General features: G+C 59.0%; 19 protein-coding genes and 1 tRNA gene. 3 read left to right on the top strand and 17 right to left on the bottom strand.

Annotated elements, in window-relative coordinates; all coding sequences use genetic code 11:
• Window positions 1–13 precede the first annotated feature (13 nt).
• The 13 genes from ACTJKS_RS10430 to rpsU all read right to left on the bottom strand — a co-directional run bounded on the left by ACTJKS_RS10430 (window position 14) and on the right by rpsU (window position 14,278).
• Complete coding sequence (locus tag ACTJKS_RS10430) at window positions 14–808, bottom strand: carbon-nitrogen hydrolase family protein (RefSeq protein ID WP_108183995.1); 795 nt, start codon at window positions 806–808, stop codon at window positions 14–16.
• Between the two features lie 12 nt (window positions 809–820).
• Entirely contained in the window at window positions 821–2,503 is a 1,683-nt protein-coding gene (locus ACTJKS_RS10425; protein ID WP_108183994.1) for a flavin monoamine oxidase family protein, read from the bottom strand.
• A 276-nt stretch (window positions 2,504–2,779) separates the two neighbouring features.
• Entirely contained in the window at window positions 2,780–3,241 is a 462-nt protein-coding gene (locus tag ACTJKS_RS10420; RefSeq protein ID WP_108183993.1) for an Lrp/AsnC family transcriptional regulator, read from the bottom strand.
• A gap of 124 nt (window positions 3,242–3,365) precedes the next feature.
• A complete protein-coding gene (locus ACTJKS_RS10415) occupies window positions 3,366–4,175 on the bottom strand; it encodes a DUF3037 domain-containing protein (protein ID WP_108183992.1) in 810 nt (269 codons plus the stop codon).
• Window positions 4,172–4,330 carry a HipA family kinase gene (locus ACTJKS_RS10410; protein ID WP_332874469.1) on the bottom strand — a complete coding sequence of 53 codons (159 nt, stop codon included), beginning with the start codon at window positions 4,328–4,330 and terminating at the stop codon, window positions 4,172–4,174. The genes ACTJKS_RS10415 and ACTJKS_RS10410 overlap by 4 nt, the downstream gene beginning before the upstream one ends.
• Window positions 4,323–4,916 carry a HipA family kinase gene (locus tag ACTJKS_RS10405; RefSeq protein WP_262948173.1) on the bottom strand — a complete coding sequence of 198 codons (594 nt, stop codon included), beginning with the start codon at window positions 4,914–4,916 and terminating at the stop codon, window positions 4,323–4,325. Before ACTJKS_RS10405 ends, ACTJKS_RS10410 begins: the two co-directional genes overlap by 8 nt.
• A gap of 86 nt (window positions 4,917–5,002) precedes the next feature.
• Complete coding sequence (locus tag ACTJKS_RS10400) at window positions 5,003–5,152, bottom strand: hypothetical protein (RefSeq protein WP_411157858.1); 150 nt, start codon at window positions 5,150–5,152, stop codon at window positions 5,003–5,005.
• Window positions 5,149–5,373: a DUF3077 domain-containing protein gene (locus ACTJKS_RS10395; RefSeq protein WP_411157859.1), complete on the bottom strand. Its 225-nt coding sequence runs from the start codon at window positions 5,371–5,373 to the stop codon at window positions 5,149–5,151. Before ACTJKS_RS10395 ends, ACTJKS_RS10400 begins: the two co-directional genes overlap by 4 nt.
• Before the next feature lie 366 nt (window positions 5,374–5,739).
• Window positions 5,740–5,816: transfer RNA gene (locus ACTJKS_RS10390), tRNA-Ile, on the bottom strand.
• Window positions 5,817–5,831: 15 nt separating this feature from the next.
• Window positions 5,832–9,578, bottom strand: a complete 3,747-nt coding sequence (locus ACTJKS_RS10385) for a bifunctional diguanylate cyclase/phosphodiesterase (RefSeq protein ID WP_262948206.1) — start codon at window positions 9,576–9,578, stop codon at window positions 5,832–5,834.
• A gap of 126 nt (window positions 9,579–9,704) precedes the next feature.
• Complete coding sequence (gene rpoD / locus ACTJKS_RS10380; RefSeq protein ID WP_041070030.1) at window positions 9,705–11,552, bottom strand: RNA polymerase sigma factor RpoD; 1,848 nt, start codon at window positions 11,550–11,552, stop codon at window positions 9,705–9,707.
• A 67-nt stretch (window positions 11,553–11,619) separates the two neighbouring features.
• On the bottom strand, window positions 11,620–13,584 hold the full coding sequence (dnaG, locus tag ACTJKS_RS10375) for a DNA primase (RefSeq protein WP_108183989.1): 1,965 nt from the start codon (window positions 13,582–13,584) through the stop codon (window positions 11,620–11,622).
• Window positions 13,585–14,062: 478 nt separating this feature from the next.
• The gene (rpsU, locus tag ACTJKS_RS10370; RefSeq protein WP_002551877.1) at window positions 14,063–14,278 is read right to left on the bottom strand and encodes a 30S ribosomal protein S21; all 216 of its coding nucleotides are present in this window, start codon (window positions 14,276–14,278) and stop codon (window positions 14,063–14,065) included.
• Between the two features lie 199 nt (window positions 14,279–14,477).
• Between rpsU and tsaD the strand changes: the two genes are divergently transcribed.
• The gene (gene tsaD, locus ACTJKS_RS10365) at window positions 14,478–15,503 is read left to right on the top strand and encodes a tRNA (adenosine(37)-N6)-threonylcarbamoyltransferase complex transferase subunit TsaD (protein ID WP_041070038.1); all 1,026 of its coding nucleotides are present in this window, start codon (window positions 14,478–14,480) and stop codon (window positions 15,501–15,503) included.
• A gap of 23 nt (window positions 15,504–15,526) precedes the next feature.
• On the opposite strand, the gene plsY is transcribed toward tsaD, so the two are convergent.
• Window positions 15,527–16,096: a glycerol-3-phosphate 1-O-acyltransferase PlsY gene (gene plsY / locus ACTJKS_RS10360; RefSeq protein WP_041070041.1), complete on the bottom strand. Its 570-nt coding sequence runs from the start codon at window positions 16,094–16,096 to the stop codon at window positions 15,527–15,529.
• 74 nt (window positions 16,097–16,170) lie between these two features.
• On the opposite strand from plsY, the gene folB reads away from it, so the two are divergent.
• Together folB and folK are read left to right on the top strand one after the other, a co-directional pair.
• Window positions 16,171–16,527, top strand: coding sequence for a dihydroneopterin aldolase (gene folB, locus ACTJKS_RS10355; RefSeq protein WP_041070044.1), 357 nt, complete (start codon window positions 16,171–16,173; stop codon window positions 16,525–16,527).
• Window positions 16,518–17,033 carry a 2-amino-4-hydroxy-6-hydroxymethyldihydropteridine diphosphokinase gene (gene folK / locus ACTJKS_RS10350; protein WP_108183988.1) on the top strand — a complete coding sequence of 172 codons (516 nt, stop codon included), beginning with the start codon at window positions 16,518–16,520 and terminating at the stop codon, window positions 17,031–17,033. The genes folB and folK overlap by 10 nt, the downstream gene beginning before the upstream one ends.
• Window positions 17,034–17,124: 91 nt before the next feature.
• Here folK and ACTJKS_RS10345 read toward each other — a convergent pair whose 3' ends face one another.
• The 3 genes from ACTJKS_RS10345 to ACTJKS_RS10335 form a co-directional block, all read right to left on the bottom strand.
• Entirely contained in the window at window positions 17,125–18,348 is a 1,224-nt protein-coding gene (locus tag ACTJKS_RS10345; protein ID WP_108183987.1) for a multifunctional CCA addition/repair protein, read from the bottom strand.
• 64 nt (window positions 18,349–18,412) lie between these two features.
• The gene (locus ACTJKS_RS10340; RefSeq protein WP_041070053.1) at window positions 18,413–19,975 is read right to left on the bottom strand and encodes a SpoVR family protein; all 1,563 of its coding nucleotides are present in this window, start codon (window positions 19,973–19,975) and stop codon (window positions 18,413–18,415) included.
• Window positions 19,972–21,243 carry a YeaH/YhbH family protein gene (locus ACTJKS_RS10335; RefSeq protein ID WP_041070055.1) on the bottom strand — a complete coding sequence of 424 codons (1,272 nt, stop codon included), beginning with the start codon at window positions 21,241–21,243 and terminating at the stop codon, window positions 19,972–19,974. Before ACTJKS_RS10335 ends, ACTJKS_RS10340 begins: the two co-directional genes overlap by 4 nt.
• Window positions 21,244–21,426: the final 183 nt, after the last annotated feature.

The raw sequence follows: 21,426 nt of genomic DNA, 5'->3' as shown, positions 1-21,426 counted from the left end.
GGATTGCGTGGGGTCAGCGCTTGTTCAGCGCGTGGTAAAGCTCGGGGCGACGGTCGTTGAGGTAGTGATTGGCCGCGCGGGAATCGGCCATCAATTGCCGATCCAGCTCACCGACGATCAACGCTTCATCGAGGCCGGCCTGGGCGATACGGCTGCCGTCCGGCGCAGCGATGCTGCTTTGCCCGCAATAGTGGATCTCGCCTTCCTGTCCGCAGTAATTGGCGTACGCCACGTAGCATTGGTTTTCGAAGGCGCGGGAACGCACGGTGACGTCGGCGACGAAATCGAACGGAATCATGTTCGCCGTCGGTACCAAAATCAGCTCGGCACCGGCCAACGCCAAACGCCGCGCATTCTCCGGAAACTCGAGGTCGTAGCAGATCAGGAAACCGATTTTCCAGCCGTTGAGTTCGACGATGGGAAAGTCATCATCCCCCGGGCTGAACATCGACCGATCGAGATCGCCGAACAGGTGGGTCTTGCGGTAATTGCACAGGCGCTCGCCGTGCGCGTCGATCAACTGCACGGCGTTGTAGATCTGCCCGTCGGCCGTGCGCTCGGGGTACCCGTAAGCGATCGCCAGCCCGGCGGCTTTGGCGATTCGACCGATCTGTTGCGCCCATTCGCCGTTGTAGACCTCGGCCAAGGTGCTGACCGCTTCCTTGCCGATGTTGTAGCCGCTCAGAAACATTTCCGGCAGCACCAGCAGGTCGGCACCCTTGGCCTCCATCGCCAGTTGCTGCAGGCGATGCAGGTTGGCGGCGGGTTCCAGGGGCAGCGGTGGACATTGGTAAAGGGCGACACGCATCGGGGAATCCTCTTACTCGGGCAGGGCGATAGGGCCGATGTCTTTGAACACATCACCCGGGCCCGGGTTCTCTTTATGTGTCGAACCGTCGAAGTGTTTCATGATGCCCCACACCGCGTTGAGTGAAGTCTGCACCGCGCCTTCGACCCACGCCGGCGTCCACGACACATCGTCGCCGGCGATGAAAATCCCGCGCTGCTCCGCTGGCATGTCGTCCTGCATGAAGTGCGCGTACATCCGCTGGTTATAGCGATAGTGGCCGGGCAGGGCGCCTTTGAATGCGCCGAGGAAGTACGGATCGGCTTCCCACGACACGGTGATCGGATCACCGATGATCCGTGCGGCGATGTCGACTTTCGGGTAGATCTTCTTCAGCGCGTTCAACGCCAGCTCCACGCGTTTTTCTACCGGGTGCGGCAGCATCTTCAGCGCGTCGCTCATCCACGAATAGGACAGGCAGATCACCCCCGGCTTGTCGTCACCGTTGTCGAACAGATAGGTACCGCGGGTCAGGCGATCGGTGAGGGTCATGCTCATCAGGTCGCGGCCGGTTTCCGGATCCTTGTCCTTCCAGAACGGGCGGTCGACCATCACGAAGGTCTTCGACGACTGCATGTAGCGCGTGCGGTCCAGCGCCATCCACATTTTTTGCGAGAACAGGGTTTCGTCGCATTCGATCTGCGTGGTCAGCAACCAGCTCTGGCAGGTGGTCAGCACGGCGGCGTATTCGCGGGTGTCGCCGTTGTTGTCGGTGACAGCGAAACGGCCGTCCGGCGCGTGAGCGATTTTCTTCACGCCGGAGCGCGGCGCGCCACGGTGCAGGGATTTCAGACTGGTGCCTTGCGGCCAGTGCACGCAACGCTCCGGTACATGGCGCCAGATGCCTTGCGGCACTTGCTCCACACCGCCCACCACCAGGTGCTGGTGATCGTCGCAGTTGGTCATCACCACGCGGAAAATTTCCAGCATCGAGTTGGGGAAGTCCGAATCCCAGCCGCCGGTACCGAAACCGACCTGACCGAACACTTCGCGGTGATGAAACGACAGTTTGGCGAAGGCCTTGGAGGTGGCCACGAAGTCGTAGAACGTGCGGTCGTCCCACAGCGGCACGAGTTTGTTCCACAGTTCTTTGAGGCGTGGCACATCGCGGTCACGGATGGCTTGCTGGATATCAGCGAACTGCGAGCCCGCCTCCAGCGCATCCGCCCAGGCGTCAGCCACTTCCTGAAACAGTGCAGGAAGATCCTTCAGGCTTTGTGCGTAATGGGTTTTGCCTTCCAGATCGATCACCGTGCTGCCGGAGGCTGGCGTCAGCGGGTTCGGGAACGGTTTGGTCTCAAGCCCGAGTTTGTCGACGTAGTGGTAGAACGCCGTGGAGGAGACGGGGAAACGCATGCCGCCCAGTTCCGCGACGATGCCGTCGGTACCGTTGAACGCCTGCGAACGCAGGCGCCCACCGAGCTTCGAAGCTTCGTATACCACCGGTTTCAGGCCGAGCTTCATCAGCTCGTACGCGGCCACCAGACCAGCGATACCCGCGCCGACAATCGCCACTTCAGCGCCATGGTGGTGCTCAGGAATGCTGCCGAGACCGGCCGGGTGTTCGATCCAGTCGTCAAACGCGAACGGAAAGTCCGGGCCGAAAATGGTGACGGGTTTCTTACCGTCTGCAGGATGGCGATTGTTCTTGTTCATGGCTGACCTTGCTGGCGACCCGACGCAGGATGCGCGTCTGAGTATAGGAAAAGATGCCAGCCATTCTAGGGAGCCTGGAATACGTTAATAAGACGCAATCTGTCGTCGTTTTGCCATTTAACTGATCAATATGACGATAGGTGGCTGCATACTGACCAAGTTTAGGAGATTAGTCCGTTCCCACAGTGGATTTGTACCTGACGCAGGTTCTGCGCGCGCCCCAGTCAAAATGTGGGAGCGGGCTTGCCCGCGAAGAGTCCCTCTCAGCCAACACATTTAAACCGGCTGCCCCCGATCGATCTTGCTACTCAAAATGATCGACGTCGTCGTCTTCTCCACCCCATCCACACTGCCAATCTGATCCAGCAACTGATCGAGCTGCTCCGGCGAGTCGGTGCGCAACCACGCCACATAATCAAATTCGCCACTCACCGCACACAACTGCTGCACCTGCGCCATCGCGCTCAGCCGGCGCAACACTTCCTTGCCGGAACGCGGCTGCACCTTGATCCCGACATACGCCTGCAACCCGCCATCGACCACGCGCTGCCCCAGACGCACGCCATAACCGGTGATCACCTTGGCCTTCTCCAGCCGCGCCAACCGCGAAGTCACGGTGGTGCGCGCAATGCCCAAGTGTCGGGCAAGCATCGCCACGCTTTCGCGGGCGTTGATTTGCAGGGCGGCGATCAGCTGGCGGTCGATTTCGTCGAGGGCGGGGGGGCGGGTGTCGGGCAAAGGGGCGGCTCCAAAGGCGCGGGTTGGTAGGCCAGAACATGTTACAGACTCTGCCAGTGAGATATAGAGGTCACGCAAAGACGGAAAAGCCGCACAATTGCGCGGCTTATTGAGCGAAAAGCAACTATTGAGCGTAGCGCTGTGCGAAGTCGGCAATTTTCTGTGTTGCCTGGAAATCAACCAACTGCAGGCCACGCGCCTCAATACTCTCCTTCGCAACTTCCACCGCTTTGTGGTGGCGAGGTGATTCGTTCTCTGCAGGAGTGCTCACGGGGATGAGCACGTTTTGCAACTGAATTATGCCTTCCTGCTCCGCTCTCACGAATTTCATCAGCCACTGATCGCAGTGGTCGAGTATCGCGCTGGGCTCTGACTGGTCAAAAGCCAAGGGTTTAATAGCCGCCACGACCTTATTGCGATGCACCAGGGGGAGATGCAATTTGGTGAGATCGCCGGCCAGCGTGTCATCACGGAAATTGCGAATCGATGCCTGCGAAAACATTTCCCGGATCTCTCGAACCATCACCTCTTCACGACGCTCACGGCCAACGCCTTGACGATCAATGTAGCGGTTGAACAGCGCAGCGAGCGTATCGTCGAGATTTTCCACCAGTATCGAGCGCATGGGGCTGAAGCGAATCATCGACTCCTTCGGTTCCGTCATGAATCGGAAGTGGTTAACGATCTGCGACTCTTGAGCGCCTGCTGTCATGAGGCGGATGCTGTCGAGTTCGTTTTGGGCTATTTCCATCGCCTTGGCAAAAAGGTTACTGCACTCAAAGAAATGATTGACCCGTTTCAGATTTTTACGAGCGAGTTTGTACTCCATGCGGCCGATAGCGGGCGCCGAGAGAACGATGCCCACATTGGCAAACTCTTCGGTCTCCGCAAAAGGCGCGAAGCGCACAATGCTGTAAAGACAGGTGTATTTCATTTCAGGACGCTCCAGAATTCGTCCGATTGGCAAAGCATCAGGTTGTGTTCGATTTCTTCAAGCAGAGTTTCCAGCCCGAGTGCTCCGATGGCCTCACGCCACTCGTCAGGAATATCTGAGCATAGGTCACGAAATCGTCCAGCAGTGTCATGCATCCGCTGATGCGTATTCAACTTTATCCACCAGATCCAAACGCCATGCCCGATTTTCGGGGCCAAACACATGGCTTTCAGCGAACCTTGAAGCGTCCAGTGGCCATTGGAATGCCTGGTTGTGATCGATCAGCTGTAGCTGATTGTTGGTACTGCACATAAGCAGATTCGGACGCCCACCAAGTGGTCCCAATTGGCGATCACTGTTACCGACCCAGTAATCAAATGCGAAGACGGCTTTTTGAAGGTTGCTCGGAACCTGCAGTGCTTGTGAATACAGTAGGTCAGCAGCGTCGGCGACGTAAGCAAGGGCATAGCTGTCCCCTGGTCCGAGATCACTACGAGCTTCCGGGTTATAACGCAACAAAGCTGGATCGACATAGATACAGCCATGCTCGGGGATCGGTAAGCCGAACTGAGCAGCCAATCGGGCGCAGAGTAGTTCGGCAATGCGTTCGGCGGGCGGCAGTTCCAAACCTTTGACCACATAGTGTTTGTCATTGTTTGCCCGACACAGGAATGGGCGTGTGATGCCTCCTTCCAATCGACGAATGATCTCCACCGCTTCTATGTAGTTAACGACGGCCATTCATGGCTCCCTCATAAATCTGCTTGGAAGACAATACTGGTCTGTCTCTCGATGCACCATGTCTCGTAATCATTTCCGGGCGACATTCAGTGGGTATTAGGGTGAAAAGGCATCGACGTCCCGATTTGCCGGAGCGCGTATCTAGGAAAGTAGCGACAAACCTGCGTTTGATTCCGTGTCGTAATTCTCTGATGGTTGATGACTTTCACCACATCATCAATCACCGCTTTGCTCATCGGCGCCAGGAAATGAGCGCCCTAGGTATAGCGGGCGGTTTTTTGTCGTAATCGACATTTTCAGCGAAGGGCTTGATCAGAAACAGCAGGTCGGAGGCTTGAGCCAGTGCGTCGCCGATCGGGACGTCGGCGCTGACGGGAAGAGGGGGTGGTTGGCGCAGTAGATGAAGGGGGTGAGGCCAATGTTTTTTTGAATCTGCGGGCGAGTCTGTTTCAATCATGGTGATAATCCCTGGTTCAAGGAGCCGGTCCATCCGTTTCCAAGCGAATGAGTGGCGGCTGTACGCAGGTTGGAAAACCGGGAACCAAGGAACCGGCACGCCCGAAGACGTCCCACGCTCAGCCACCATAAAAAGAGCAGGTGCGTTTTGATTCGACGGGTTTCAAAGCCCGACCGCTGATAAGCAGCGACGCCTCGAGAGTATCCCGCCAAAGACCAGCCCAACAGACATCAAAGCCTTTAAAATCACAGCTTCGGAACTTGCCTACAGACTCCGAGGAAGTCTTCCGAACATTGCGCTCGCAGAAATTGTTCCCCCAACCGATCGCCCAAGAAAAAGCCGCGCATGTAGCGCGGCTTTCAAATGTGGTGGGCCCACACGGACTTGAACCGTGGACCAAAGGATTATGAGTCCTCTGCTCTAACCAACTGAGCTATAGGCCCTCAGTAGGTCGCGGATTATAGCGACGGTTTCTCGGCTGTGCTATCCGAATAATCCGATACGGTTACACGAAGAAACGTTGCGGCGAATTCTTCTGGGGGCAGTGGCAGGCTGACGATGTAGCCCTGAATCTGCTCGCAGCCCTCAGCCGCCAGAAATTGTTGTTGCGCCTGGGATTCCACGCCTTCGGCAATCACGGTGAATTGCATGCTCCGGCCCAGTGCGATGATCGCCCGCACAATCGCCGCGTCGTGCGGGTCGTCGGGCAGCCCGCGAACAAAAGACTGGTCAATCTTGAGGATGTCCAGCGGCAGGCGTTTCAGGTAACTGAGCGAAGAATAACCGGTACCGAAGTCGTCGATCGCCAGTTGTACACCCAGATGTTTGAGCTGGTGCAGCACCGCCAAGGCCTCTTCAGCCTGACTCATGATGAAGTTTTCGGTAATTTCCAGTTGCAGTAAATCCGGCTGCAGACGGTTGTCCCTGAGCAGTTGTTCGATACGCCCGAGCAGATTCGGCTGGCGCAGTTGCGCACCGGCGAGGTTGACTGACAGCGGGCCGAGGCTGTCGTAGATCTGATTCCACTCGAACATCTGCCGGCAGGCGGTCTCGAGCACCCAATCACCGATCTGCAAGATCATGCCGTTCTCTTCGGCCAGCGGGATGAAGTGCTCGGGCGGCACTTCGCCGAAGGTCGGGTGGCGCCAGCGGATCAGTGCTTCGGCGCCGACCAGGCGATGGTCGTCGAGGCTGATTTTCGGTTGGTAGTAGAGGAACAACTCTTCGCGTTCGATGGCCCGGCGCAGTTCGTGTTCCAGTGCCACGCGTTCGCTGGCTTGGGCGGTGAGATCGCGGGTGTAGCTTTCGACGCGGTTGCGGCCCTTGGCTTTGGAGCGGTACATCGCGGCGTCGGCGTTTTTCACCAGGGTGGCAACGTCGCAGCCATCCCGTGGGTAGAGGCTGGTGCCGATGCTGGCGCTGATGAAAAACTCGTGCTCACCGGCCTGAAACGGTGCGCCAAAGCAGTTGAGCAGTTTGATAGCGATATTGTCGGCATCACTGGCTTGTTGCAGGCCCGGCAGCAGGATAATGAATTCATCCCCGCCCAGTCGGGCGACGGTGTCGATATCGCGCAATTGCTCCTTCAGGCGTACGGCAATGCCTTTGAGCAACAGGTCGCCAACCGGGTGCCCGAGGCTGTCGTTGATGTGTTTGAAACGGTCGAGATCGAGAAACAGCACAGCGCCCTGACCGCCATTTTCCTGCTGACTGTTCAGCGCGGTGAGCAGGCGACTTTCGAACAGGGTGCGATTCGGCAGGCCGGTGAGTGGGTCGTGGTGCGCTTGATAGTCGAGTTTGGCTTGTGCGTGTTTGAGGCTGGAGATGTCAGCAAACACCGCGACGAAGTGGGTGATGAATTTGTCGCGGTTGCGCACGGCGCTAATGGTCAGCCAGCTCGGGTACAGCTCGCCGTTCTTGCGCCGGTTGGAAATCTCGCCTTGCCAGTGACCCTCGGCGGTCAATTGGTGCCACATCGCCGCGTAAAACGCGCTGTCATGCAGGCCGGAGGCGAGCAGGCGCGGGGTGTGGCCGAGGGCTTCGCTTTCGCTGTAGCCGGTAATTTCGGTGAACGCACGGTTCACCGCGCTGATATGCTGCTGGGTGTCGGTGATCAGCACGCCCTCGGCGGTGCTCTCGAAAACGGTGGCGGCCTGTTGCAGCTTTTCCTGCATCAGATGGCGTTCGGTGATGTCCCGGGCGATGGTCAGCATGCAGTCTTCTTCGCCGATCGGCAGCGGTCGGCTGGACACTTCGCACAGGCGGATCTGCCCGTCGCTGCGGCGGATATGGCAGGTGAAGTCGCGCACGAAGCCGTCGCGGTGCAACAGGTCGAGCATCTGCTTGCGTTCGTTGAGGTTGACCCAGATCCCCAGGTCCAGCGCCGAGCGATCCACCGACATCGCGCTATTGAATCCGGTGATGCGGCTGAAGCCCTCGTTGACTTCCAGCAGCAAGCCATCGCTCTGACGCGACAGCAGCAAGCCGTCCGGTGAGGCATGAAAAGCCTTGGCGAACTTCTCTTCGGAGGTTTGCAGTTGTTGTTGGGTTTCCTTGAGCTGAGTGATGTCGCGCACCACCACCACCAGCGCTGGAGTGGTGTCGAGGTCGAAGGGTTCGGCGGAGATCAGGCCGGTGAATACCTGACCGTTGTTGCGGCGAAAGGGCATCTCCAGGTTGCGGATGCTGCCGGCCTGCAAGCGCTGGAGCAGTCCTGGCCCGACCCCGGGAATGCCCCAGATGTTGAGTTCCGTGGCGGTCTGGCCTATGACTTCTTCGGCCTTCAAGCCGATCTGTTCTTCAAAGGCTTCGTTGACCTCCAACAGGCAGCCATCGGACAGCCTCGCGATGACCAGAATGTCCGGGCATTGCTGGAACACTGAAGCGAACTTCTGCTCCGACAGCCGCAATGCTTCTTCTGTACGTTTGGTCTCGCTGATGTCGATCATCAGCCCGCGCATCACCGGCTCATGGCCGTGCTCGATCAGGCTGACAATATCGCGCACCCACAGGCAGCGCCCGTCTGCGGTAATCACCCGATAATCGAGGGTGTGATCGCGCCCTTCGCGCACCGCCTCATCGCAGATGGCCTGGGCACGCGTCAGGTCGGCGGGGTGGATGATGTTGCGCCAGAAACCCGGAATCAGCCAGTGCGCCTGTGGATAACCGAGCAGATCCTCGGCATGCGGCGACACATAGCTGTAGGTGAAGTCGCTCATGCGCGCTTCCCAGGCGATGGCCGACAGGCTCTCCACCAGTCCGCGGTAGTGGTATTCGCTGCTGCGCAATTCCTGTTCGAGGTCGACGCGGCGGGCGATTTCCGAACTCAGGCGGCGATTGATGCGAATGACCACGGCCAGGATGATCATCAGCAATAACAGGCCCGGCAGGCCGTAAATCAGCAAATCCGACCAGAATGTCCGATGATCGAGGACATTGCCGACCCAATGTTCCTGAATGCTGCTGATTTCCTCCGGGCTCATGTCCGCCAGGACCTTGTCCAGAATGCCCACCAGCATTTTGTTGTCACGGGGCACGCCCATGGCCAACTGGTAGCGATACGGGGTTTCGCCGCTTACGTATAAACCGTCGAGCTTGAGCTGGCGCAGGCTCCAGACGCTGGAGGCGAGATCGCCGACGACCGCATCTACTTCATCGGTAGCCAGGGCCTGCAAGGCTGAGCTGACATTGGGCATGGCCACCAGATTCAGATCCGGATGGTGGGTGCGCAACAGTTCGTGGGGGGCGTAGTTTTCCACCACGGCGATCTTCAGTCCGTACAGGTCTTCGATTTTGCGCGGTTGCGCGCCGCCGATATGGGCGAGGATCACGATCGGGAAATCGAGATAAGGGCGAGTAAACGACAGATAGTTCTGGCGTTCGGGCGTGGACATGATCCCGGGCAGCAGATCAATCTTGCCGGTTTTCACCTGCGCCAGCACCTCAGTCCAGCTCGACGGCTCGACCGGGGTGAGTTTGACGGCCAGGCGCTGGCGGATCACGTCGATGTAATCAGCGGCCAGGCCTTGATAGCGATTCTGTTCATCACGGAACTCGAACGGCGGCCACGAGGCATCGACACCCAGGCGCAAGTCCGGGTGAGCCGCGAGCCAGCTACGTTCTTCATCGGTCAGAGTCAGCGCGTTAGCCGTTGCGGTCCAGATCATCAGTGACAGCAAGAAAAGCACGGGCGCCAGTCTGGGCATAACCGTCTCGTTAGGGCACGGGATTGATTGTTTCGAGTGTAGACGGGGTATGCGGGGGAGGGGCGGTGCGAGGGATTTAATCTGCCGTATAAACAAAACCCCCGGCCTGGGCCGGGGGTTCTGGTATCACTCGTCGAGGAAGGAGCGCAGATGCTCGCTTCGCGTCGGGTGGCGCAGCTTGCGCAGCGCCTTGGCTTCGATCTGACGGATCCGCTCGCGCGTTACGTCAAACTGTTTGCCCACTTCTTCGAGTGTGTGGTCGGTGTTCATGTCGATACCGAAGCGCATGCGCAGTACTTTGGCTTCACGGGCTGTGAGGCCGGACAGCACTTCGCGGGTTGCTTCTTTCAAGCTTTCAACGGTTGCCACATCGATTGGCGACTGCATGGTCGAGTCTTCGATGAAGTCACCCAGATGAGAGTCTTCGTCATCACCGATCGGGGTTTCCATGGAGATCGGCTCTTTAGCGATCTTCAACACCTTGCGGATCTTGTCCTCAGGCATTTCCATGCGTTCGCCAAGCTCTTCCGGAGTCGGTTCGCGACCCATTTCCTGCAGCATCTGGCGGGAAATGCGGTTGAGCTTGTTGATCGTCTCGATCATGTGCACCGGAATACGGATGGTGCGAGCCTGGTCGGCGATCGAGCGAGTGATCGCCTGACGGATCCACCAGGTGGCATAAGTCGAGAACTTGTAACCACGACGGTATTCGAACTTGTCCACCGCTTTCATCAGACCGATGTTGCCTTCCTGGATCAGATCGAGGAATTGCAGGCCGCGGTTGGTGTACTTCTTGGCGATCGAGATCACCAGACGCAAGTTCGCTTCAACCATCTCTTTCTTCGCGCGGCGGGCCTTGGCCTCACCGATCGACATGCGACGGTTGATGTCCTTGATTTCAGCGATGGTCAGACCGGTCTCGGTTTCCAGCGCGATCAGCTTCTGCTGGCAACGGATGATGTCTGGCTGCACGCGACCAATGGCTTCGGCGTATTTGCTCTTGCCTTTGGCCAGGGCGTCGGACCAGCTTTCATCGACTTCATTGCCCGGGAACTGACGCAGGAAATCGGCGCGTGGCATACGTGCATCACGTACGCACAGTTGCATGATCGCGCGCTCTTGCTGACGCAGACGATCAAGGGCACTGCGAACACGCTCGACCAGGGCTTCGAATTGCTTCGGCACCAGTTTGATCGGCATGAACAGTTCGGCCAGGGCCAGCAACTCGGCAACGGCGGCCTTGTTGTGACGACCGTGCTTTTTCAGGGCCTTGCGGGTGATTTCCATCTGGTCGGACACAGCGCCGAAACGCTGGGCAGCGATGACCGGATCCGGACCGCTTTCGGCTTCCTCTTCGTCATCCGAAGCTTCGGCGTCATCGTCGTCGGTATCGTCGTCAGCCTTGGCGGCTTTCGCGTCGATCGGCGGTGGCACTTCGGCAGCAGGCGGCGCAATGCCGTCGTCCGGGTCGATGTAACCGCTCAGAACGTCGGACAGGCGACCACCTTCGGTGGTGACGCGAGTGTACTCGGAGAGAATGTGGTCAACCGTGCCTGGGAAGTGCGCGATAGCGCTCATCACCTCACGGATGCCTTCTTCGATACGCTTGGCGATTTCGATTTCGCCTTCACGAGTCAGAAGCTCGACCGTACCCATTTCACGCATGTACATGCGCACCGGGTCAGTGGTGCGACCGATATCGGTCTCCACCGCGGCCAACGCGGCGGCTGCTTCTTCCGCAGCGGCCTCGTCGGTATCGGCGTCGGCCAACATAAGGGCGTCCGCATCCGGAGCACTCTCGTGTACGGGGATCCCCATGTCGTTAATCATGCGGATGATGTCTTCCACCTGCTCCGGATCTGAAATATCCTCGGGCAGGTGGTCGTTGACCTCGGCGTAAGTCAGATACTTCTGCTCACGACCCAGTTTGATCAACTCAATAATACGAGACTGCTGTTGCGCTTTTCCGGACATAACACCCTATCCACTGAAGGTCTTGGCGGGCAAAAAACAAGCCGAGGATTATACCTGAGCTATGACCTCACGCGCCAGTTGAGGTCGGGTTTGATGCGGAAACATTGCGACTTAGTAGGTCGCGCAGTTGATTTTTCTCTTCGGCGCTCAGTTCGCTTTGACGCGCTTTCCTGAGCAACTGTTCCAGATTTCGCTCGCGTTGGCGGGCTGACAAGCTAGTAATGGTGTCGAAAAACTGTTGTTCAAGGTTTTCTCCGTCAATCAGCCACTCCTTTTCCGCCAGCGCCTTGAGCAAGCGACCCTGTTCAGTGCCATGCCATCGCGCGATCAACTGAAATGAGTTTAGCTTGGGATTCTTCTGTACGGCTTCAAGCAGCGCCACGAGCAACTGGGCATTGGTCTGATTTTCGTCCGCAATGTGCCCGGCGTCTTCGACACGTTCGGCCAGTTGCGGGTGGTGCAGCAACGTACGCAGGGCGGTCAGCGTCGGGGACTCGACGCCAATCGGCGTGCGCGGGCGCTGTTGATCGCGATCGCCGCCACGCTTGCCGTTCTTGTCCCAGGGTTTCTTGTCCCATTTCTTGCCGCCGGCGCCGGGTTTCTTTGGCGTCCACTCCTGCTGCGGCACATACATGTCCTGTGTCTGCGGCTGATGGTAGTCGCTGTAGTCCGGCATTGCGTCGTAATCAATGCCCGGATCGTAGGCCGGAGGAGCTTCCTGCGGCGCACTTTGCGCGAGCTGGCTGACCGTTTCGCTGCTCAGGCCGGTGATTTCGGTCAGGCGCTGGCGCATCAGAATACGCAGGTTGGCGCCCGGCACTTTGTCGATCAGCGGCGCGGCGAGGGTGGCCATGTGGGCCTTGCCTTCGAGCGAGCGCGGATCGGCTTCCTCGGTCAGTTGCTGGAAGAAATAATCTGCCAGCGGCTGGGCATGCTGATTGATGCGGGCCTTGAAGGCGTCAGTGCCTTCGGCGCGAACCAGCGTATCCGGATCTTCGCCTTCGGGCAGGAACAGGAAGCGCGCACGGCGCCCGTCCTGCAGGCACGGCAGTGTCGCCTCCAGTGCGCGCCATGCAGCATTGCGGCCGGCCTGGTCGCCATCGAAGCAGAACAGAACGTTGGGCACGACGCGAAACAGGCGCTTGAGGTGCTCTTCGCTGGTCGCTGTGCCCAAGGTTGCGACGGCATTGCGCAAGCCTTGCTGGGCGAGGGCGATGACGTCCATGTAACCCTCGACGACGATGATTTCGTCGAGGTTGCGGTTGTTCTTGCGTGCTTCATAGAGGCCGTAGAGTTCCTGGCCTTTATGGAAGACCGGGGTTTCCGGCGAGTTCAGGTATTTCGGCTTGTCGTCACCCAGTACCCGGCCACCGAAAGCGATGATCCGGCCACGGGTATCGCGGATCGGGAACATCACGCGATCGCGGAAGCGGTCATAGCGCTTGCCGGTTTCGGCGTTCTCGATCAGCAGGCCGGCGTCGATCATGGCCTTCTGTTGCAAAGTGTCGCTGCTCAAGTGCTTGAACAGATTGTCCCAGCCCGGCGGCGCAAAGCCGAGACCGAAGTCCCGGGCGATCTCGCCGGTCAGGCCGCGGCCCTTGAGGTAATCCACCGCAGCCTTGCGCGCCGGATGGCTCTTGAGCGCCTGGCGGTAGAAGTCGGCGGCGGCGCTGAGCAGCGGATACAGCGGCGAGTCGGTTGGCTGTCGCGGTTTGTGCGGACGGCCGCTTTCTTCGCGGGGGACTTCCATGCCGGCGGCTTTGGCCAGGTCCTCGACGGCCTGGGGGAAATCCAGGTTGTCGTGGTCCATGAGAAAGCCGAGGGCGTTGCCGCCGGCGCCGCAGCCGAAGCAGTAATAGAACTGCTTGTCGGGGCTGACGCTGAACGACGGGGTTTTCTCTTTATGGAACGGGCAGCAGGCGGTGTAGTTCTTGCCGGCCTTTTTCAGTTGCACGCGCGAGCTGACCACGTCGACGATGTCGGTGCGGTTCAGGAGGTCGTCAATAAAGCTCTGGGGAATCAGCCCGGCCATGGCGTTCTCGTATGCGCTGTAATGAGTCCGATGCGAAGGGCGGCCGGGCACAGGTCTTGAGTGAAGCGCACAAAGTGGGCGGTTCGACCGGTCGGTGCATATTCGCTGTCGGGAAGTGTATCTGCCGATAATCCACTGACGTTAGTACCCATCAGTCGTCGACTATTTGAAAGTGTTGCGCTGAATCCGCTGGCGGCCGATAAATGGCCTCGGATAGCTCAATAAAGCGGGCACGCATGGCGGTGCCTTGGGCTGATCGTCGTAAGAGGAATCAGTGGGTGTGCTCGTCAGTAGCCTTGAAAGACTCGTCAGAAAAGACGTGCACCGCTGGCAAAAGAGCCAGGTCTGACGCGTGAAGCAGATTTGTCTCGGTCGCGTGTGCGGCTTCGACGGTGAAGCATCAAGCGTTTTACGCAAATGCCATTAGCCCGGCTGAAGGCCGGGCTTAGGCAAGAAGCTTGCTACGAACGTCTGTGTATTAGTACAGACGAACGGCGCGGCGCTGTTCGCGCTGAACTTTCTTGGCGTGACGCTTAACAGCGGCTGCTGCTTTGCGCTTACGCTCAGAAGTTGGCTTCTCGTAAAATTCGCGGCTACGAACTTCAGCCAGTACACCGGCTTTTTCGCAGGAGCGCTTGAAACGACGCAGAGCTACGTCGAAGGGTTCGTTCTCTTTAACTTTGACGGCTGGCATCCAGAGCTACCTTCATTCATTACCGGGGTCAACATCCTCGCGGCAAAAGAGCACTTGAAGACGTCGGTTTTTAAGGGTTGCGGATGTTAACCCCTCATCGCTCGGAATGCAAAGCCTCTGATCGAAAACCGCTAGTCGGGGCATCGCGTGGCGACTATTATGCGCGCCTTCGAATTCAGCCTAAACAAGGCGCAAACCCATGCTAGTACTGGGATTAGAAACCTCCTGCGACGAAACCGGCGTCGCGCTATACGACAGTGAACGCGGCCTGCTGGCCGACGCGCTGTTCAGCCAGATCGACCTGCACCGCGTCTATGGCGGCGTGGTGCCGGAGCTGGCCTCGCGTGACCACGTCAAACGCATGCTGCCCTTGATTCGTCAGGTGTTGGCCGAGGCCGACTGCGTGCCGACCGAGATCGATGCGATCGCCTACACCGCGGGCCCGGGCCTGGTCGGGGCGCTGCTGGTCGGTGCCTCGTGCGCTCAGGCGCTGGCGTTTGCCTGGGGTATTCCGGCACTCGGTGTGCACCACATGGAAGGCCACTTGCTGGCGCCGATGCTGGAGCCAAAACCGCCGGAATTCCCGTTCGTCGCTTTGTTGGTGTCCGGTGGGCACACGCAACTGGTTCAGGTCGATGGAATTGGCCAATACAGCCTGCTCGGCGAGACCCTCGACGATGCCGCCGGTGAAGCGTTCGACAAAACCGCGAAAATGATGGGCCTCAATTATCCGGGCGGGCCGGAAATCGCCAAGCTGGCCGAGAAGGGCGTTGCGGGACGTTTCACCTTCCCGCGTCCGATGTGTGATCGCCCGGGCCTGGATTTCAGCTTCAGCGGCTTGAAGACCTTTGCCCTCAACACCTGGCAGCAATGCGTCAGCGCCGGGGACGACAGCGAGCAAGCCCGTTGCGACATTGCGCTGGCGTTCCAGCAGGCCGTGGTGGAGACTTTGACCATCAAATGCAAGCGCGCCCTGAAACACGCAGGCATGAAACGTCTGGTGATCGCTGGCGGCGTCAGTGCCAACAAGGCGTTGCGCGCTTCGCTGGAAAAGATGCTCGGCGATATGAAGGGCGATGTGTTTTACGCCCGTCCCGAGTTCTGCACCGACAATGGCGCGATGATCGCGTTTGCCGGTTGTCAGCGTTTGCAGGCCGGTCAGCAGGAAAGTCTGGCGATCAGCGTGCAGGCGCGCTGGCCGATGGAGCAGTTGTCGGCGCTGTAATGTGCGGCGCTCATGGGCGGTATTTAAAAATGCCGTTCGCGCCCGGCAAACAGGTCGCGTAGATTGCCGCGGTGGCGCCAGACGATCAGAAGCGTCAGCGCGCTCATCGGCAGCAGCGCCTCCGGCTCTTGCCAGGCAAGTAAGGGCAAGGTCAGGGGCGTGGCGATCAGCGCCGCCAGCGAGCTGGTACGGGTCAGGTAGAACGTCAGCAGCCAGGCGCACACCGCCAGCAGCGCGGCGGGTGGATACAGGCCCAGCAGCATGCCGGCAGCCGTGGCGACGCCTTTGCCGCCGCGAAAACGGAAATACAGCGGGAACAGGTGACCGATCACGGCGCACACGCCGATCCAGGCCTGATCCTGCAGCGAAAGGCCAGCGGCTGCTGCGATCAGCACCGGCAGCAGGCCTTTGCACAGATCACCGAGCAAGGTCAGGATCGCCAGTTTGCGACCGGCCAGGCGCAGCATGTTGGTGGCGCCAGCATTACCCGAGCCACTCATTCGCGGGTCCGGATTTCCGGTCAGGCGGCTGAGCAAAATGGCGAAGGACAGAGAGCCGAGCAGGTAGGCGAGAGTCGCCAGTAACCAAAACATGCTAACTATTCCGGGCGAGGACGCCCTGATTCTAACGGCGCATTGCGCCCTTGTCGTGCAGCGGAGAGAAGTGCTTGGACAGAGTGTTTATCGAGGGCCTGGAAGTCGACACCGTGATCGGTGCCTATGACTGGGAGCGCGGCATCCGTCAGTGCTTGCGTCTTGATCTGAGCTTCGCCTGGGACAATCGCCCGGCCGCCGCCGGTGACGACCTGACCCTGGCGCTCGATTACGCCAGCGTTTCCACGCGCATCCAGGCCTTTGCCGAACAAGCGCAATATCAATTGGTCGAGACCTTTGCCGAGCGTCTGGTCGAAGTGCTGATGACCGAGTTCAAGATTACCTGGGTTCGCCTGAAACTGACCAAGCCGGGCGCCGTGCCGGCCGCCAAGGGTGGCGTGGGTGTGGAGATCGAGCGCGGATGTCGCTGACTCAGGTGTACCTCGGGCTCGGTAGCAATATCGAGCGCGAAACCCATTTGCGCGCCGGGCTCGACGCTTTGGCGACATTTCTGGTGGATATCCGCTGTTCGGCGGTGTTCGAGAGCCAGCCAGTGGGAATCAAGAGCGGGCCGTTCTTCAATTTCGTAGTCTCGGCATTGACCGATCTGCCGTTGATGGAACTGGATCGACGCCTGAAATTCATCGAGGCCGATAATGGTCGCTATGCGCCGGATCGCAAGGGGCTGCCGCTGGATATCGACGTGCTGTTATACGGCGATCTGACCGGTAACTTCGACGGCTTGATCCTGCCGCGTGCCGAAATTCTGAAAAACGCCTTTGTGCTGTGGCCGCTGTCGCTGATTGCGCCGGACCGGGTGCATCCGGGTGTGGGAAAAAACTTCGCGACGTTGTGGGCCGAGGCGCAGATTGATCAGGTGTTGGCACCGGTGGGATTTGAATGGCGGGGCGAGCAATTGACCCCGCCGAGTCTTTAAAAGCAAAAGATCGCAGCCTGCGGCAACTCCTACACAGGGATTCGCGTTTCCATGTAGGAGCTGCCGCAGGCTGCGATCTTTTGATCTTGTTTCAAGCGTTCTCTTTGTACGCCTTCAACGCCTTGAGCCGCTCACGCTTGAGCGCTTCCCCAAGCTCCGGCCCTTTAAAACCCTTCTCCAGCAGCGGCTGCACCGCCACCCCGCGTGCCACATTGGCTGCTCCACGCAGATAATCGGCCTGTGGATAACTGCGCTGTTCCAGCCCCTTGCGTCCGCGCGCATCCATCTCGCACGCGACGATGAACTCCTCGAAACGCTGCGGGCGACGATACACGTCAAAGCTCTGCAAAAGCTCCAGCAAGGTCGATGCCTTCAGCTCCAGGGCGCGGTGGCCGTGGGTGTGGTACTGGCCGACCAGCAACGCCAGTTCCTGACAGTCCTTTGGCGCCTTGAAGCGTTCGTTGACCGCTTTGATCAGTTTCAACCCCGTGTGTTCATGGGCGATGTGCCTAGGCCACGCTTCTTCAGGAGTCAGGCCTTTGCCAAGATCGTGCAGCAGACAGGCCCAGCGTACGGTGAGCGGTTGTTTGTGCAGCGCCGATTGTTCCAGCACGCTGAGTGTGTGGAGCCCGGTATCGATTTCCGGGTGATGCGCTTCCGGTTGCGGCACGCCAAACAGCGCGTCAACTTCCGGCATCAGTACTTTCAGCGCGCCGCAGTCGCGAAGCACCTGAATGAATACCTGTGGCTGATCCTCCATAAGCGCGCGGGAGATTTCTTTCCAGCTGCGCTCGGCGGTCAACGCTTCCAGCTCGCCGGATTCGCTGAGCTGACGCATCAATTCCAGCGTTTCTGAGGCAACGGTGAAACCCAGTCCGGCATAACGCGCGGCAAAGCGCGCAACGCGCAGTACCCGGAGCGGATCTTCGGCAAATGCGGGGGAAACGTGACGCAGAATGCGCGCTTCGAGATCGCGCTGGCCATGGTACGGATCCGTCAGGTTCTGCTGATCATCCTCGGCCATTGCATTGATGGTCAGGTCGCGGCGGATCAGGTCCTCTTCAAGGGGGACTTCGGGGCTGGCGTGAAAGGTGAAGCCGCCATAACCGCGACCGCTTTTGCGTTCGGTGCGGGCGAGAGCGTATTCCTCGCCGGTTTGCGGGTGAAGGAATACCGGAAAATCCGCGCCAACCGGGCGATAACCCTTGGCGAGCATCTCGTCCGCCGTGGCGCCGACCACTACCCAATCAATATCGGTCACCGGTAACCCGAGCAAGCGATCGCGTACCGCACCGCCAACCTTGAAAATCTGCATAAAAAACCTCCGTTAGCCCGACAGGATAAACCTTGTGCCGGACTTTCGGAGGTCAGAACCGCAACTAGAGATGAATCACGGCCAGGTCGAGCCGGCCGTAATCACCCTCGCTGTGTTCACTGCGGGGCGGCACGTGATGGGTTTTCATGATCTGGTCGCCCTGCAGGGTTTCCAGATGAATGTCGAAGCCCCACAGCCGGTGCAGATGCTTGAGTACCTCATCGGTGGAGTCGCCCAGCGGTTTACGGTCGTGTTGCTGGTGACGCAAGGTCAGCGAGCGGTCGCCGCGTCGGTCGATGCTGTAGATCTGCACGTTCGGCTCACGGTTGCCGAGGTTGTACTGCGCAGCCAGGGTTTCACGGATGATCCGGTAACCGGTTTCGTCGTGGATCGCCGGCACCAGCAAATCGTCCTTCTGGTCGTCATCGAGGATGCTGAACAGCTTGAGGTCGCGGATGACCTTGGGTGACAAGTACTGCAGGATGAAGCTTTCGTCCTTGAAGCTGCTCATGGCGAACTTGATGGTCGAGAGCCAGTCGGAACCGGCAATGTCCGGGAACCAGCGCCGGTCTTCCTCGGTAGGGTTTTCGCACATGCGGCGAATGTCGCGATACATCGCAAAGCCCAGTGCGTAGGGGTTGATTCCGCTGTAATACGGGCTGTCGAAACCTGGCTGGAACACCACGCTGGTGTGCGAGGTAAGGAATTCCATCATGAAGCCGTCGGTTACCAGGCCTTCGTCATACAGATCGTTCATCAGCGTGTAGTGCCAGAACGTGGCCCAGCCTTCGTTCATCACCTGCGTCTGACGCTGTGGATAAAAATACTGGGCGATCTTGCGCACGATGCGCACGATCTCCCGTTGCCACGGCTCCAGCAACGGCGCGTGCTTCTCGATGAAATACAGGATGTTTTCCTGCGGCTCGGCCGGGAAGCGGGCGTTGTCCTTGTCGCTGTATTTGTCTGCGCCTTTGGGAATGGTGCGCCACAGATCGTTGATCTGCTTCTGCAGGTGCTCTTCGCGGTCCTTCTGCCGCCGACGTTCCTCTTCAGCAGAAATCGGATAAGGACGTTTGTAGCGGTCGACGCCATAGTTCATCAGCGCATGGCAGGAGTCGAGCAGGTCCTCCACCGCATCGATACCGTGGCGCTCCTCGCACTGCATGATGTACTGCTTGGCGAACACCAGGTAATCGATGATCGAGCTGGCGTCGGTCCAGGTGCGGAACAGATAGTTGCCCTTGAAGAAGCTGTTGTGGCCATAGCACGCGTGCGCCACAACCAGGGCCTGCATGCAGATGGTGTTTTCCTCCATCAGATAGGCGATGCACGGGTCGGAATTGATCACGATCTCGTAAGCCAGACCCATTTGCCCGCGGCTGTAGGATTTCTCGGTGCTGAGGAAGTGTTTGCCGTAGGACCAGTGGTGATAGCCCAGTGGCATGCCAACCGAGGCATAGGCGTCCATCATCTGCTCGGCGGTGATCACTTCGATCTGGTTGGGGTAAGTATCCAGAGCATACCGGGCCGCAATCCGGGCGATCTCGCGGTCGTAGGCCTGAATCAGCTCGAACGTCCATTCGGAGCCGGTGGAAATGGGTTGGCGCTTCTGCTCTTTGGCGGTCATGTCACTAACCTGCGCTGGAAGAGTTCACGGAAGACCGGATAAATATCCCCGGCCGAGACCAGCTGCTGCTGGGCAAACGTGTCGGAAAAGGCTTCGGCGATGCGTTCGTATTCGTACCAGAGGGCCTGGTGTTCGCGTGGGGTGATCTCCACATAAGTGTAGTACTGCACAAACGGCATGATCTGGTTGATCAGGATGTCGCGGCAGATCGGTGAGTCGTCGTTCCAGTTGTCGCCGTCGGAAGCCTGCGCTGCGTAGATGTTCCACTCGTTGCTCGGATAACGCTCGGCCATGATCTCCTGCATCAGTTTCAGGGCGCTGGAGACGATGGTGCCGCCGGTTTCCCGCGAGTAAAAGAACTCTTCCTCGTCCACTTCCCGGGCGCTGGTGTGGTGGCGAATGAACACCACGTCGATCTTGTCGTAGTTACGTTTGAGGAACAGGTACAGCAGGATGAAAAAGCGTTTGGCGATGTCCTTGGTGGCCTGGGTCATCGAACCGGAAACGTCCATCAGGCAGAACATCACCGCTTTGGAGCTGGGGTTGGGCTGCTTGACCAGCAGATTGTATTTGAGGTCGAACGTATCGAGAAACGGCACACGGTGGATGCGCGCACTGAGTTTCTCTATTTCGGCTTCGAGTTCCTGAATATCGCCGAAGTTGTCCGGCTCTTCGCGCTTTAATCGCGCCAGTTCCTCTTTGGCCTCGCGCAGCTTGGCGCGGCTGCTGCCGGACAGCGCAATGCGCCGGGCGTGGGCCGAACGCAGGGTGCGGATGATGTTGATCCGCGACGGGTTGCCCTCGTTGCTGATCCCGGCGCGCACGGTCTTGAACGTGTCAGTCCCGCTGAGATTGCGTTTCACCAGATTCGGCAGTTCGAGGTCTTCGAACATGAATTCGAGGAATTCTTCCTGAGTGATCTGGAAAACGAATTCGTCCATGCCCTCGCCGGAATTGCCAGCCTTGCCGGGACCGCGTCCGCCGCCACCTCCCGGTGGCCGGGCGATGTGTTCGCCGGCAGTGAATTCCTTGTTGCCGGGGTGAACCACGGTCTGTTTGCCGCCGCGACCGTGGTGAAGCACCGGTTCGTCGATGTCGCGACCGGGAATGCTGATCTGCTCACCGTGTTCCATGTCAGTGATGGAACGCCGGCTGACCGCCTCTTCGACAGCCTTCTTGATGTGATCACGGTAACGCCGCAGGAAGCGCTGGCGGTTCACCGTGCTCTTGTTCTTGCCATTGAGACGTCGGTCGATCACATAACTCATGACTGCTCCTTAGAAGCTGTCCTGCAAAGGCGGGAGCGGTCATGCAGCATTGAGCCGAATGCCAAGGGACGTACACGCTCCCCCAAGCGCTCTGGATGCTGCCTATACCTCGCTACCGACTTGCGAACACCTTCCAGAGGCCTGTGTAGCAGAAAATGCGGGCACAGGCCTCGGGCTGACGAC

Source organism: Pseudomonas sp. 22189 (genome assembly GCF_052045635.1).
Classification (GTDB): Bacteria; Pseudomonadota; Gammaproteobacteria; order Pseudomonadales; family Pseudomonadaceae; genus Aquipseudomonas; species Aquipseudomonas parakoreensis.
This window is presented reverse-complemented; position numbering and strand designations above follow the sequence as displayed.